We start from the raw sequence: 14,896 nt of genomic DNA, 5'->3' as shown, positions 1-14,896 counted from the left end.
TCGTGTGACTCGTTATTCCTGCGAGGCAGTGACAGCCTGAAGCCGAGCCCTGCGTCGATGCAACGGAGACTGGTTGCAACCACGGGCCACAAACCCCGTCCATCCACCCGGCAGACAGTCACGGGCGGCGCGGGCGGCTTCCTCGGTCTCGAAGATGCCGAACACACAGCTGCCGGTACCCGTCATGCGCGCCGTCACACCCTGTCGTTGCAGCCATTCCAGGGCCTTGGCCACCTCCGGAAAGCGCCGACAGACGACCGGCTCACACACGTTGCCTGCTCGTCCTGCAAGAAAGTCCGCTATTTTGATGGGTGGACAGTCCCGTGTCAATCCAGGATCGGTAAAGATCGCCCCGGTGGGCACCATCACGCCGGGATGCACCACCAGATACCAGGGCTCAGGCGGCGACACCGGCGCCAGCCGCTCCCCGACCCCTTCCGCCCAGGCGGCATGGCCGCGCACGAACACCGGCACGTCCGCACCCAGCGTCAGACCCATGTCGGCCAGGGCGTCGTCGTCCAGTCCGGTCTCCCAGAGGGCATTGAGGGCCACCAGCACCGTGGCCGCATCGGAACTACCGCCGCCGAGCCCGCCTCCCATGGGCAGACGTTTATGGACCCGGATGGCCACGCCGCCGGGGTGACCGGTGGCGGCCTTGAGGGCCCGAGCGGCCCGGACGGTCAGATCATCGTCATGATCCACGCCGTCAAGGGCGTGCTCGGCGCACACCCGATCCTCATCCAGCAAACGGAAATCCAGGGTATCCCCATGGGAGAGGAACTGAAACACGGACTGCAATTCGTGATAGCCGTCGGGCCGACGACCGGTGATGTGCAGGAACAGGTTGAGCTTGGCGGGCGCGGGCCAGCCCATGCAAGGGTCTTGTTGCATCATGGTGTCATTTGCCAGTCGTCCACCACCAGGCGGACGCGTATGTCGTCGAATTCCAGCCTCATGCGATCGGGCAGCGGCGCCGGGCCGACGGCCTCGGCATAGCGATCGTACCCCACGTCCCAGCCGGATTGCAGCAGTCGCTGGGCCCTGCCCGCGGAATCCAGGGTCCGCCCTTCCAGGCGGTCGTGGGAGGGTATGCCGAGCACCCAGTAACGCAATCCGCTGACCGGCAGCTGCCAGCCCAGGGCCTGATGCACCAGACGGTCCACGTCCCGGTCCTGATACACGTCGCCCTCGGCATTACGCAAGGTCACGCCGGTGGCATTGCCCTCCAGGGTGGCGGCATGACGTCCGAACGGTCCGAACAGCTGGATGTCGTAGTCATCCCCCCGCTGACGCCAGCGCAGATGGGCATTCCACTGCTCGTTCTCCAGGAACAACGCGATCCGGCCGCTCAGGGTCCATTCATCCTGGGCGGAGAGCAACTGCACCCGTTCTCGCCAGGCCTGCTCCCGATCATCCACCGGCACCGGTGGACGCACGGCACAGGCGGTGAGCAGCAGGCTCACCAGACAGACAAGCAGGAGTGTCCTCATGGATCCAGACGCTCCTTGAGCCTGAGCAGACGCGCATGATCGGGATCCCGCTCCAGGGCCTGGTAGAGGATCTCCAGGGCTTCCTCCCGCTCGCCCCGATCCCACAGCAGGGCCGCCAGATTACTGGCGATCTCGCCGTCCTCCATCATGTCGTGGGCACGCCGCAGGTAGACCTCGGCCTCGTCCAGACGCCCCAGACGGTAGAGCACCCAGCCCATGCTGTCGATGATGGCCGCGTCATCCGGGCGCTGGGCATAGGCCCGACGGATATAGCCGTAGGCCTCCTCGTGGCGATCGGTACGATCCGCCAGGGTGTAGCCCAGGGCATTGAGAGCGGCCGGGTTATCCGGATCCTGGGCCAGGATCTGGTTCAGATCCGCCTCCACCAGATCGATCCGGTCCAATCGCTCCGCCATGAGCGCCCGGGAGTACAGCAGGTCCGGATTGCCGGGGTATTCCCGCAAGGACTGATTGAGCAGGTCCATCCCGGCTTCATAGTCACGCACATCCCGAAGCAGACCGGCCTCGGCCAGATAGACCCGCACCCGATCACCCGGCTCGGCCAGACGATCCCGCAACGCCGACAGATCGGCACGAGCCCGCGCCACCTGCCCGAGTTCCCCCCTGAGCAGGGCGGCGCGAATGACGGACTCGTCACGGTGATCTCCCCGAGTCACCTGCTCATAGAAGCGGATGGCCCGTTCACGGTCACCGGTGGTCTCTGCGATCCGTCCCAGGTAATAGCGGGCCTCCTGGGCACGCCGCCCGGTCTGCAGCACCCGCTCCAGATAACGCTGCGCGTCCTCGTACTGTTCCACCTCGATGTTCAGCAGCCCCAGGGTATAGAGCAGGTCGGCATCCCCCGGCCGCTCGCGGGCAACCCGCTCGAACTGTTGACGGGCCTCCTCATAACGCTCCGATTGCAGCAGCAGGCGGGCATAGGTGATGCGCAGATCCACATCCCCGGGATAGCGCGCCACCAGATCCCCCATGGCCCGCAGGGAGGCTTCCTCGTCACCGGCATGCCCCAGGGCACGGGCGCGCAGGACGTGAGCTTCCCTAAGCCCGCCGTCCAGGGTCAGCGCCCTTTCGGCCGCCGCCACGGCCGTCAGGGGGCGATCCTGCTGCAGGGCCAGGCTGGCCACCGCCAGATAGGCATGGGCCTCGTCGCCACGGCCCTCCGCCACCAGGGCAAGGGCCTCTATCGCGGCATCACCGTTCTGACTGCGGGACAGCATGTTCACCAGCAGGCCGTAGCCGTCACCCTCCACCGCCTCCATGCGCTCAAGCACGGTGAGCAGATGGGTGGCGGCTTCTTCCGGGCGGCCCTCGTTGACCAGCAGCGCGGCCAGGATCTGACGGGCCTCCAGATTCTCCGGCTCCAGCGCCAGCCAGCGCTCGGCACCCGGCAGGGCCGCGGATGGGTCGCCGGCGAACAGGGCGATGCGGGTCGCCCGCTCAGCCACTTCGGGGTTGCGTGTACGCTGGGCCGCCCGCAGATAGTGCTCGATGGACACCTGCAATTCACCCTGGTGCCCGGCAATCTCGCCCACCAGCAATTCATAGAACAAATCGGCGACACCGTTCTCCTGCGCCTGCAGCGGCAGCAGATGGCCTTCGGCAAGGGGCCGCCAGGGTTCATGGTCCTGACCGTCCCGGGGCAACCCCGCACAGGCGGTCAGCAATCCGCACAGCACCACCGCCATCCCCATGCGGGGTAGCGGGCGACGCGGGGGGAACCAAGGGAAAACGGATCTTTGATCGGGCAGCATGGAAAGACTATAAACCCATTTGCTTGAAAAATGATCGCCCCATGGGGCGTGCCAAAATCGCCGGACAGTGTAAACTAGACTGGACACGCCCCGGCTCGACGTCGTGTCAACCGGATCAACCGAAAGTCAAGCCCCACTGACCACGAAATCGCAAGCTCTTGATGCGGGACATGGACGATCAGCGGGCAATCCACCACATTGGAGTGGATCTGATACGGTCGACGACAGAACCGGGCCAGGGCAACGGAACGAAAAATGACGCACCGCGATGCAAGCGCATTTTTCCTTCCCATGTTCCTTAGCACCCCACGGCGGCCGATAAGTTCCCGCCGCGACGGGTCAATTTTGGGCAGACCGGTTTTACGAGCGGACTCAAAGGGTTGAAAATCCGGGACATCTTGTCATGACTTCAATGCTGGCGCAGAATACGCTATTCCACAGGTCCTCACGTGCGATGCTTTTTACTCTCGGAGTCAATCATAAATCCGCCCCGGTCGGGATTCGTGAACGCGTCGTGTTCTCCCCGGACCGCATGGATGAAGCCCTCACCGGTCTGACCCGCTCCACTCCGGTGGAGGAAGCGGCGATCCTGTCCACCTGCAACCGGACGGAGATCTACTTCCGCTCCGAAGCCCACCAGCCAACGGACCGGGTGCTGCACTGGATGGCGGATTTCCACCGCCTCAAGCCCGGCGAGATCCAGCCCTACATCTATCGTCACTCGGAAGCCGACGCGGTCAAGCACCTGCTCCGCGTGGCCTGCGGCCTGGACTCCCTGGTGCTGGGCGAACCCCAGATCCTGGGCCAGCTCAAGGGTTCCTATCAGAGCGCCGGCGCCGCCGGCACCCTGGGCCGCCAACTGGGACGACTGTTCCAGCATGCCTTCTCGGTGGCCAAGAACGTCCGCACCTCCACCGCCATCGGGTCCAGCCCGGTCTCGGTGGCCTTTGCCGCCGTCTCCCTGGCCAAGCAGATCTGGGGCGACATGAAGCCCCTCACCGCCCTCATGATCGGCGCCGGTGAAACCATCGAACTGGCGGCCCGCCACCTGCACAGCAACCAGATCGGCCGCATCATCGTCGCCAACCGCACGGTGGAACGGGCCAAGGTACTGGCCAGCGAGTTCGACGCCGAGGTCATCACCCTGTCCGAGATCCCCGCCCGCCTGGCGGAGGCCGACATCCTCATTTCCTCCACCGCCAGTCCCCTGCCGATCCTGGGCAAGGGCGCTGTGGAGCGTGCCCTGAAGGCCCGCAAGCGCCGCCCCATGTTCATGGTGGACATCGCCGTGCCCCGGGACATCGAGCCGGAGGTGGGCAATCTGGACAACGTCTTCCTCTATACCGTGGACGACCTGGAAGAGGTCATCCAGGAAAACCTCCAGTCCCGCCGCGAGGCGGCGCGTCAGGCGGAGGAGATCATCGAATCCCAGGTCAGCACCTTCATGGGCTGGTTGCGGGCCCAGAGCGCGGTGAGCACCATCTGCGCCTTCCGCGACAAGGCCCACGGCGTGCAGATGGAGGTGCTGGAAAAGGCCAATCAGATGGTGGCCGCCGGCAGGTCGCCGGAAGAGGCTCTGTCCTTCCTGGCCCATACCCTCACCAACAAGCTGCTGCATGACCCCTGCCACACCATGAACGAGGCCGCCCGCGAAGGCCGTCTGGAACTGGTGGACGCGGCCCATGCCCTCTTCAAGCTGCCGAGTTCCACCGACAAGATCCATTCGTGAAAGACTCCATTCGCCGCAAGCTTGAAGACATCGCGGATCGTTTCGAGGAACTCAGCGGCCTGCTGGCGGACCCGCAGGTCATCGGGGATCAGGATCGCTTTCGCCGGTATTCCATGGAATACAGCCAGCTCGAACCGGTGGTTCAGAGCTGGAAGGCCTATGCCGCCGCACTCGATGAGCTGGAGGCGGCCCGCCAGATGGCCCGCGATCCGGACCCGGACCTGCGCGCCATGGCCGAGGAGGAGATCCCCGCGGTCTCGTCCCGGCTGGAGTCCCTGGAACTGGACCTGCAGCGGCACCTGATCCCGAAAGACCCCCACGACGAGAACAACACCTTCCTGGAAATCCGTGCCGGCACCGGCGGGGACGAGGCCGCCATCTTTGCCGGCGATCTGTTCCGCATGTACAGCCGCTATGCGGAAACCCGGGGCTGGCAAGTGGAACTCTTGTCCGAAAGCGAGGGCGAGCATGGCGGTTACCGGGAGGTCATCGCCCGCATCATTGGGCGCGGGGTCTATTCCCGCCTCAAGTTCGAGTCCGGCGCCCACCGGGTACAACGGGTGCCGGATACAGAGTCCCAGGGTCGCATCCACACCTCCGCCGCCACCGTCGCCGTGATGCCGGAACCGGACGAGATGGAGATCCCCGAGATCAATCCGGCGGACCTTCGCATCGACACCTACCGGGCCAGCGGCGCCGGCGGCCAGCACGTCAACCGTACCGATTCCGCCGTGCGTCTCACCCACCTGCCCACCGGCTTGGTGGTGGAATGCCAGGACGAGCGCTCCCAGCACAAGAACAAGGCCCGGGCCATGAGTCTGCTCGCCGCCAAGCTGATCGAGCGGGAAGAGACCCGCCGCTTCCAGGAACAAAGCGCCACCCGCAAGAGCCTGGTGGGCAGCGGGGATCGCTCCGAGCGCATCCGCACCTACAACTTCCCCCAGGGGCGGGTCACGGATCACCGCATCAACCTGACCCTCTACAAGCTGGAAGCCATCATGGCCGGCGATCTGGATCCGGTCATCGATCCGCTGGTGAACGAACATCAGGCGGAACAACTGGCCGCCCTGGCGGACTGAAGCCGGCCTTGCCCGCCATCACCCTCAAGGCCCTGCTGGTCGAGGCGAGATCCGCCCTGGCCCAGGGGGACGCCCCCCGCCTGGAAGCCGAGTTGCTGCTGGCCCATGTCCTGGGCAAGGACCGCGGCTGGCTCTATGCCCATGGCGATGACATCCTGGAAGACCCGGACGCCCTGGCGATCTTTCGGACCCTGGTGCGGCGTCGCGGCGAGGGCGAACCGGTCAGCTACCTGCTGGGCTGCCGGGAATTCTGGTCCCTGAACCTCACGGTCCGCCCCGGCGTGCTGATCCCCCGCCCCGATACTGAAACCCTGGTGGAGGCCGCCCTGTCTCGGCTGGCCGAAGATTTTTCGGGCCGGCTGGCGGACCTGGGCACGGGCACGGGTGCCATCGCCCTGGCCCTGGCCGTGGAGCGCCCTCGATGCCGTATCGTTGCCGTGGACCGCTCGCCCCAGGCACTGGCGGTGGCACGGGAAAACGTGACGCGGCTGGGTCTGGAGGCACGGGTCGAATGCCGCCAGGGCAGCTGGTTCGCGCCCCTGACCGGCGAACGGTTCGATCTGATCGTCTCCAACCCCCCCTATATCGCCGACGCAGACCCCCATCTGACCCAGGGTGATCTGCGCTTCGAACCACGCTCGGCCCTGGCCTCCGGGCCGGACGGGCTGACGGACATCCGCCGGATCGTCGAGCAGGCCCCCCGTCATCTCGGACCAGGCGGCGCATTACTGCTGGAACACGGAATGGATCAAGGCGAGGCCGTGCGGGCGCTGCTGGAGCAGCGGGGGTTTACCGAAGTGGACACGGTGCGGGATCTGGGCGGCAGGGACCGGGTGACACTGGGAATCATGGGGCAATGAGCGGCCTTTGCAACCGCCGTGACAAGGCGTTCGTCAGCCCCTGGGCCGCCAGGTCCCAGTCCGTCCGCACGCCCAGCGCCACCAGCGAGGTGGTCGCCAGGCCCCGATAGCCGCAGGGATTGATGCGATCAAAGGCGGACAGGTCCGGGTCAAGGTTGAAGGCCAGCCCATGATAACTGCCCCCTCGCCTGACCCGAAGCCCCAGGGCGGCAATCTTGGCCCCATCCACATAGACGCCCGGTGCATCCGGCCTGGCCCGGGCGGTGATGCCCTGGGTGGCCAGATAATCGATCACCGCCGACTCCAGCGCAGTGACCAGGGCCCTCACCCCCAGGCCCGAGCGCCGCAGATCCAGCAGGGTGTAAATGACCACCTGCCCCGGTCCGTGATAGGTCACCTGACCACCCCGGTCCACCGAAATCACCGGGATGTCACCCGCATCGAGAATGTGCTCGGACTTGCCGTTGAGGCCCAGGGTGAACACCGGAGGATGCTCCACCTGCCAGAGTTCATCGGCGGTGGTTTCATCCCGGACATCGGTGAAGGCCTGCATCCGCCGCCAGGTGGAAGCATAGTCCCGGCGCCCCAGGCGGCGTACGAGAATGGCGGACATCAGACCGGACTCAGAGGGTCATCTGCACCAGCTCACAGGCATTGAGCTCAAGGTAGAGGGCATCCATCTGGGCCTGGCTGCGAGCGTGGACACGGATGGTGATGGCCTGGTAGCGCCCGCCCTTGGAGGCACGCATGGAGAAATCCGACTCCCGGATGTCCGGCACGTGCTTGCCGACGATGGCCCGCACCCGTTCCCCCAGTTCCGGCACCGAGGCACCGAATACCTTGACCGGGAACTGGCAGGGAAACTGCAACCCCATCTCTTCAGGCTTTTTCATCATGCGGTCTCCCGCAGTCGGGCCTTGTAATCCTGGTACAGGCCGTGCACGCGGCACCACACCGGACCGGGCACGCCCGCCCCCACCGGCCGACCGTCCAGACGGGTCACGGGCAGGATCTCCCGGGTGGAACTGGTCAGCCAGATCTCCTCCGCCACCCGCAGGGACTGCTCCGGAATGGTGGACTCCATCAACGGCAGCCCCGCCTCCTGGGCCAGTTCCACCACCAGATCACGGGTGATGCCGGGCAGGAGGGATCGGTCCTTGGGCGGGGTGACGATGACGCCGTCTCCCACCACGAACAGATTGCTTGCCGCCCCTTCCGTTGCCAGCCCCTGACGGATCAGGATGGCTTCCGTCGCCCCGGCATCCAGGGCCTCCTGACGGGCCAGCACGTTGGGCAGCAGGGTGATGGCCTTGATGTCGCAACGGGACCAGCGATGGTCGTCGACCACCACCGCCGCCACCCCCTGCTCCAGTACCGCCGGATTCTGGGGGACGATGGGGTTGACCATGGCAAAGACCGTGGGCCGGACGCCGGTCGGAAAGGCGTGATCACGCCGGGCCACGCCCCGGGTCACCTGGACGTAGAGGCTGCGGTCCCCGCCCGGATTTTTCTCCAGCAAGGTCGTGAACAGGGACTCCCATCCCGACCGATCATGGGGATTGTCGATGCGCACCTCGGCCAGACTACGCGTCAGGCGCTCCAGATGCTCCGCCAGCCGCAAAGGGCGGCCGCCGAACACGGGGATCACCTCGTAGACCCCGTCACCGAACAGAAAACCCCGGTCGAACACGGACACCCGGGCCTGTGTTTCCGGAACGAACTCACCATTGAGATAGATGATCATGTCTTGAACCATCCGCAGTGTTAGCGCACCAGCATCCAGGCACTGTCGATCAGGCGCCGGAACAGGCCGCCCTCCTCGACGCCCTGCAAGGCCACCAGGGGCAATACCCGCAGCGGTTCACCGTCCAGCATGATGCGCAGTTCGCCGTAGGCACGCCCCTGCTCGATGGGGGCTTCCAGCTTGCTGCCCAGGGAAATCTCGGCCTGGAGGCGATCATAGCTGCCGCGGGGGATGGTCACGTGAAGATCCTGCACCAGACCCAGCTGGACCTTGTTCTGCTCTCCCTTGAAGACCCGGGCTTCGGTCAGGGCCAGCCCGCCGTCATAGAGCTTGTGGCCCTCGAACTGCCTGAAGCCCCAGTTGAACAGGGCCTGGGACTCATTGGCGCGGATGCGTCCACCCTGCTCGTGATCACCGGCCTGGATACCCATGACGGCGGCCACCAGACGCATGCCGTCCCGCTGGGCGGAAGACACCAGGTTATAACCGGCATTGCTGGTCCAGCCGGTCTTGCCCCCGTCCACGGAGTCATCCCGCCACAGCAGGATGTTGCGATTGGACTGGGAGATGCCGTTGAAGGTGAAGCTGCGTTCGGAATAGTAGGAATAGTATTCGGGAAAATTCCGGATCAGGGCTTGCATCAGCACGGCGATGTCGTGGGCCGTGGTGTACTGGGCCGCGTCACTGGGCAGGCCGTGGCTGTTCTGGAATTGGGTATCGTACATCCCCAGGGCGCGGGCCTGGGCGTTCATCATGTCCACGAAGGCGCCTTCCGTACCGGCAATGCGCTCCGCCAGGGCGACGCAGGCGTCGTTGCCGGACTGCACGATCATGCCGCGGATCAATTCCTCGACCCCGACCTGGGTGTTCACCTCGATGAACATGCGCGATGCCCCCCGCATGCCGGTTCGCCAGGCCCGTTCACTCACGTCCACCGGTTCGTTCAGAGCCAGCCGACCGTCCTGCAATTCCTTGAAGACGATATAGGCGGTCATGATCTTGGTGAGGCTGGCGGGCTCGACCCGCTCGTTGGCGGCCCGCTCGGCGAGTACCATGCCGCTGACCGCATCCAGCAGCACATAGTTGCGCGCGGTCAGGTCCGAGGGGGGAGAGACACGCAGGCTGGCGCCGGCCAGTCCGGGCAACAGGAGGGCAAGCAACAGAACGCTGACGACGAGTCTTGGCATCATGGCATCTTCAGGGGCTGTAAAACCGACGGAATGGGTATTCGGATCGAAAAGGGTAACACACCAGGGACACCCCGGATGCGAAGGGGTTCAATCGGCGACGACCCGATAGTCTCCAAGCCCCATGGACTGCAGGATCCGGACCGTATCCCGCTTGCTGCGCACGTCCGACAGGGGACCGACACGCACACGGTAAAGCGTGGTGTCGTCCTGGCGACTTTCCAGCACGGCCACCTGGTCGAGCCGCGCGTGCAGACGGTCGCGCAACTGCTCCGCGTTCACGCGGCTGGAAAAGGCGCCCACCTGCAGGAATACGGGTCCGGCCAGGCCGGATTCGGACGGCCCGGCGGGCGGCGACGGCTCCACCCAGCCGGCCTGGATGACATTCGGGCCGGACGGTTCGGGCGTCAGGGCCTTGACCTCCACCCGCGCCGTGCCCCGATCCAGCATGCCGATGCGATGGGCCGCCGCATAGGAAAGGTCGATGATGCGGTTGTCCACGAACGGTCCGCGGTCATTCACCCGCACCACCACGCTGCGGCCGTTTTCCAGGTTGGTCACCCGCACGTAGGTGGGCAGGGGCAATGAAGTATGGGCCGCGGTCATGGCGAACATGTCATAAGGCTCGCCGCTGGAAGTGCGCCGGCCATGGAACTTGGTCCCGTACCAGGAAGCCACGCCGCGCTCGCGATACCCTTGCGCGCTGTCCAGGGTGGTGTAGCGGCGCCCGAATACCACATAGGACTCCGGGTTGCCGTAACGGCTCATGGGCTCCACCCGGGGCACCGGCTCGGGGATCCGGGACAGATCCGGGATCCGGCTGGGATGGGGGGCGCCGTCGCGCTCTTCCGGTGTGTACCCGGAAACAGGGGCCGGACCGCGGCTGCCGCTGCAGGCTGCCAGGATCAGCGCCAGCAAGATGACCGGCAAAAGACGCATGGCACCGTGCCGTGTCACCGCGCCCCACCCTCCGCCAGGGCCTGCTCCCGGGCCTTGCGAATCTCCCGAGCCAACTCATACACCGCCATGGCATAGAGCGGACTGCGGTTGTAGCGGGTGATGACGTAGAAGTTCTCGTAACCCAGCCAGACCTGGGTCCCCTCCTCCGCCTGCAGTTCGATCACGGAGAAGCGGGCGTCGGGGGCGACCCGACCTTCCGGCACGATGCCGTGGCGGGCCAGTTCGTCGAGGCCGTATCGGGCCTGGTAGCCGCCGCCGACCAGGGACTTGTAGGCATCGCCCTCCACCCGGGCCCGCACCACCACGGGCGCGCCCATGGTCCAGTGATGACGACGGAAATAATTGGCCACGCTGCCGATGGCATCGGGCCAGGAGTTGAGCAGGTCCCGACGGCCGTCGCCGCTGAAGTCCACGGCATATTCACGATAGCTGGAAGAGATGAACTGCCCCCGGCCCATGGCCCCGGCATAGGAACCAAGCGTGCCGCGCAGGTCCAGCCCTTCCTCCCGCGCCAGATGCAGGTAGTGGCGCAGTTCGGAACGGAAGAAATTTGCCCGGGGCGGATAGTCAAAGCCCAGGGTCACCAGGGCGTCCAGCACCGGGAAGGTGCCCTGATGGCGGCCGTAGAAGGTTTCCACGCCGATGATGGCGACGATGATCTCCGCATTGACCTGGAAGGTCTCCTGGGCACGCAGGATGGTGGCCTCATGCTCCTGCCAGAAACGCTCCCCGGCACGGATACGCTGCTCGGTGAGGAAGATCGGACGGTAATCCTTCCAGGGCCGGGCCTCGGCCGGGGTGGAGATCAGATCCAGGATCCGCTGCTGCGGCCTGGCCTCGGCAAACAGGCGCTCCAGCTCGCGGGCATCGAAGCCGTCTTCCCGGGCCAGGGTGCGGATGAACTCCCGGACGTCATCGCGCTCCAGGTAGGGCGGATCACCGGCCACCAGGCCGCGAGGGTTGGCCCCGGCCGCGGCACAGGTGCCCAACAGCAGCGCCGTCAGCAGCAGGGAGAGGATACGACGGTGGAAAGGCACTGGAGAAGCGCACAGGGAAGTCATCGGGCGAGTAGTCTGCGATGGGAGTTGATGGACATGAGAATACCGAAAGCCGCCATCAGGGTCACCATGGACGTACCGCCGTAGCTGAATAAGGGCAAGGGGACCCCGACCACCGGCAGCAGTCCCGACACCATGCCCGTGTTGACGAATACGTAGACGAAGAAGGTGAAGCTCAGGCTGCCGGCCAGCAGGCGCGAATAGGTATCCTGGGCCCGCAGGGCGATGGTCAGCCCGCGCAGGATCACCAGCAGGTAGAGGGACAGCAGCAGCAGGATGCCCATCAGGCCGAACTCCTCGGCGTAGACGGCGAAGATGAAGTCGGTGGAACGCTCCGGCAGGAACTCGAGCTGGGACTGGGTACCGTTGAGCCAGCCCTTGCCGTAGAACCCGCCGGAACCGATGGCGATCTTGGACTGGATGATGTGATAGCCGGCCCCCAGGGGGTCGCTCTCCGGGTTCAGCAACGTGAGTACCCGCCGACGCTGATAATCCTGCATGAAATGCCACAGCAACGGTGCCGCCACCAGGGCCAGGGCCCCCAGCCCCATGAGAATACGCCAGCGCACCCCAGCCAGAAAGATGATCACCAGACCGGATCCCGCCACCAGCAGGGCGGTACCCAGGTCCGGCTGCTTGGCGATGAGCACGGCCGGCACCATCACCAGCAAAGCCGCCGCCGCCACTTCCAGGAACCGGGGCGGCAGGGGGCGGTCGGCGAAATACCAGGCCACCATCATGGGCACGGCGATCTTCATGAACTCGGAAGGCTGGAAACGCACCACGCCCAGATCCAGCCACCGCTGCGCTCCCTTGCCCACTTCGCCGAAGAACATCACCGCCAGCAACAGCAACACCCCGCCGGCATACACCCATGGCGACCACTGGCGCAGATGGTTGGCCGGGATCTGCGCCATCACCATCAGCACGGTGAAGGCAATACCCACCCGCACCCCCTGGCGATACAGGGTATCCAGGTCTTCCCCGCTGGCGCTGTAGAGCACCACGAAGCCCATGGCCAGCAACAGCGCCACCCCGCCCAGCAACAGCAAATCCAGGTGCAGGGCACGGACGATGGCGCGCCCCAGGCCGTGTTCTTCCGCGGTGCCGTTGAGCATCAGGGGGTCATCTCCAGTATGAAATAATCCATCACCTTGCGGGCCACCGGTGCCGCCACCCGGCCACCGCTGCCGCCGTTCTCCACCAGCACCGCCACCGCGATGCGGGGATCATCCGCCGGCGCAAAACCGATGAACAGGGCGTGATCCCGCAGGTGCTTGGCCACGGACGCCTCATCGTATTCCTCGTCCTGCCCCAGGCCGAACACTTGTGACGTCCCCGTCTTGCCGGCGATGCGATAGGGCGCGTCGCGGCCCGCCGAATGATAGGCGGTGCCGTTGGGACGGTGCATGACATGCTCCATCGGGGTCAGCACCTGGTCCCAGAACTCCGCGCGGGACACCTGCACCGGGGCCAGGAACTCCGGCTCGGCCACATGCAGTTCCTCGCCGTCCTCGCCCAGCATGCCGCGCAGCAGATGGGGACGCACCCGCTGGCCCCGCATGGCCAGGGTACTGCTGATGGAGGCCAGCTGCATGGGCGTGGCCAGCATGTAGCCCTGTCCGATGGAGGTGATCAGGGTCTCGCCGGGAAACCAGGGCATGCCCTGGGCGGCCCGCTTCCATTCCCGGCTGGGCAACAGGCCGCGACGTTCGCCCGTACTGTCGATGCCCGTGGCCTCCCCCACCCCGAAACGGCCCAGAAACTCCGACATGCGATCGATCCCCAGCCGGAAGGACATGTCATAGAAATACACGTCGGAAGACTGGGTGATGGCCTTGTCCAGGTCCACCCAGCCATGGCCGTGTCGACGCCAGTCCCGGTAGCGGCGGGTGTCGTTGGGCAGGGTGTAGTAGCCGGCGGCGAACATCATGCGGTCGGCCCGGATCACCCCATGCTCAAGCCCCGCCAGACCCACCAGCATCTTCAGGGTGGAACCCGGCGGGTACTGACCGGAGAGGGCACGGTTGAACAGCGGCTGACGGCGGTTGTTGCGCAACTCCTGGAAGGTTCGGGCCGGAATCCCGTGCACGAAGAGGTTGGGATCGAAAGTGGGCATGCTGACCATGGCCAGGACCTCGCCGTTGCGGGGATCCATGGCGACGATGGCGCCGGCCATGCCGTCCAGTGCCTCCTGGGCCACGGCCTGCAGGCGCACGTCCAGGCTCAGCACCAGATCACGCCCCGGTACCGGCGGCTCCCGCTCCAGTACCCTCAGGGTCCGGCCCTGGGCATTCACCTCCACCTTCTGGAACCCCACATGACCATGCAGGTGATCTTCGTAATAGCGTTCCACCCCCAGCTTGCCGATGTGGGTGGTGCCGGCATAGCGACGGGTATCGATGCGTGCCAGTTCCCGCTCATCGATACGTCCCACGTAGCCGATGACATGGGCCAGGGCCTCGCCATGAGGATAATGACGTGCCACCCCGGCCTGCACGTCCACGCCGGGGAACAGATGCCGATTAACGGCAAAGTTGGCCAGTTCCTCGTCGGTGAGATTGAGCTTGAGCGGCACCGCCTGGAAAGGGCGTTTGCCCCGCAGGGAGCGGCGAAAGCGATCTATCTCGGCCGGTTCCAGATCCAGCAGCGCCGACAGGCGATCCAGGGTGTCCTGGAGGTTGTCCACCTGCTCCAGGGTCACCTCCAGCTGATAGGTCGGACGATTCTCCGCCAGCACCACGCCGTTGCGGTCATAGATCAGCCCCCGGGGCGGCGGCAGGGCTTCCAGGCGCACCCGGTTATTCTGGGACAGGGTGGAAAAATGGGAATGATTGATCACCTGCAACTGCGTCAGCCGCACCCCGACAAGACCGAACAGCAGGACGATGATGACACCCAGGGTGATGATCCGGGCCAGGAACAGCCGCTGCTCCTGGTGATGATTCTTGATGGGTTGACGCGACGACATGCCCTTGATCCGGAAGACTCATGGCCACACGGGCAGGAGGAGGTAT

Annotated in this window: 14 protein-coding genes; 3 read left to right on the top strand and 11 right to left on the bottom strand. The window is 65.6% G+C overall.

What is annotated here, in order from left to right; all coding sequences use genetic code 11:
• Positions 1-12 precede the first annotated feature (12 nt).
• Genes ispE through LQD11_RS00645 form a run of 3 tightly spaced genes read right to left on the bottom strand, consistent with a single transcriptional unit; the run spans position 13 to position 3,175 of the window.
• Positions 13-891, bottom strand: a complete 879-nt coding sequence (ispE, locus tag LQD11_RS00655) for a 4-(cytidine 5'-diphospho)-2-C-methyl-D-erythritol kinase (RefSeq protein WP_420828243.1) — start codon at positions 889-891, stop codon at positions 13-15.
• Entirely contained in the window at positions 891-1,490 is a 600-nt protein-coding gene (gene lolB / locus LQD11_RS00650) for a lipoprotein insertase outer membrane protein LolB (protein WP_238615796.1), read from the bottom strand. The genes ispE and lolB overlap by 1 nt, the downstream gene beginning before the upstream one ends.
• Complete coding sequence (locus LQD11_RS00645) at positions 1,487-3,175, bottom strand: tetratricopeptide repeat protein (protein ID WP_238615795.1); 1,689 nt, start codon at positions 3,173-3,175, stop codon at positions 1,487-1,489. Before LQD11_RS00645 ends, lolB begins: the two co-directional genes overlap by 4 nt.
• Positions 3,176-3,716: 541 nt before the next feature.
• On the opposite strand from LQD11_RS00645, the gene hemA reads away from it, so the two are divergent.
• The 3 genes from hemA to prmC are packed head-to-tail and all read left to right on the top strand — an operon-like array spanning position 3,717 to position 6,930.
• A complete protein-coding gene (gene hemA, locus LQD11_RS00640; protein WP_040404872.1) occupies positions 3,717-4,991 on the top strand; it encodes a glutamyl-tRNA reductase in 1,275 nt (424 codons plus the stop codon).
• Positions 4,988-6,070, top strand: coding sequence for a peptide chain release factor 1 (gene prfA, locus LQD11_RS00635; protein WP_238615794.1), 1,083 nt, complete (start codon positions 4,988-4,990; stop codon positions 6,068-6,070). The genes hemA and prfA overlap by 4 nt, the downstream gene beginning before the upstream one ends.
• Positions 6,071-6,078: 8 nt before the next feature.
• Entirely contained in the window at positions 6,079-6,930 is an 852-nt protein-coding gene (gene prmC / locus LQD11_RS00630; RefSeq protein WP_240544848.1) for a peptide chain release factor N(5)-glutamine methyltransferase, read from the top strand.
• Here prmC and lipB read toward each other — a convergent pair.
• From lipB to mrdA, 8 genes are all read right to left on the bottom strand, one after another.
• A complete protein-coding gene (lipB, locus tag LQD11_RS00625) occupies positions 6,917-7,543 on the bottom strand; it encodes a lipoyl(octanoyl) transferase LipB (protein ID WP_238615793.1) in 627 nt (208 codons plus the stop codon). The genes prmC and lipB overlap by 14 nt on opposite strands.
• A gap of 10 nt (positions 7,544-7,553) precedes the next feature.
• Complete coding sequence (locus LQD11_RS00620) at positions 7,554-7,823, bottom strand: YbeD family protein (protein WP_238615792.1); 270 nt, start codon at positions 7,821-7,823, stop codon at positions 7,554-7,556.
• Complete coding sequence (locus LQD11_RS00615; RefSeq protein ID WP_238615791.1) at positions 7,823-8,674, bottom strand: D-amino acid aminotransferase; 852 nt, start codon at positions 8,672-8,674, stop codon at positions 7,823-7,825. Before LQD11_RS00615 ends, LQD11_RS00620 begins: the two co-directional genes overlap by 1 nt.
• 20 nt (positions 8,675-8,694) lie before the next feature.
• Entirely contained in the window at positions 8,695-9,864 is a 1,170-nt protein-coding gene (locus tag LQD11_RS00610; RefSeq protein ID WP_008931098.1) for a D-alanyl-D-alanine carboxypeptidase family protein, read from the bottom strand.
• 87 nt (positions 9,865-9,951) lie between these two features.
• Positions 9,952-10,818, bottom strand: a complete 867-nt coding sequence (locus tag LQD11_RS00605) for a septal ring lytic transglycosylase RlpA family protein (RefSeq protein WP_238615790.1) — start codon at positions 10,816-10,818, stop codon at positions 9,952-9,954.
• A complete protein-coding gene (mltB, locus tag LQD11_RS00600) occupies positions 10,815-11,882 on the bottom strand; it encodes a lytic murein transglycosylase B (protein ID WP_238615789.1) in 1,068 nt (355 codons plus the stop codon). The genes LQD11_RS00605 and mltB overlap by 4 nt, the downstream gene beginning before the upstream one ends.
• Positions 11,879-12,997 (bottom strand): rod shape-determining protein RodA, encoded by a 1,119-nt coding sequence (gene rodA, locus LQD11_RS00595; protein WP_238615788.1) that lies wholly within the window; start codon positions 12,995-12,997, stop codon positions 11,879-11,881. Before rodA ends, mltB begins: the two co-directional genes overlap by 4 nt.
• Positions 12,997-14,850 (bottom strand): penicillin-binding protein 2, encoded by a 1,854-nt coding sequence (gene mrdA, locus LQD11_RS00590; protein WP_238615787.1) that lies wholly within the window; start codon positions 14,848-14,850, stop codon positions 12,997-12,999. Before mrdA ends, rodA begins: the two co-directional genes overlap by 1 nt.
• Positions 14,851-14,896: the final 46 nt, after the last annotated feature.

The organism is Ectothiorhodospira shaposhnikovii (genome assembly GCF_022227765.1).
GTDB lineage: Bacteria > Pseudomonadota > Gammaproteobacteria > Ectothiorhodospirales > Ectothiorhodospiraceae > Ectothiorhodospira.
Note: the sequence above shows the minus strand (reverse complement) of the source record. Positions and strands in the feature narration are given on the sequence as shown.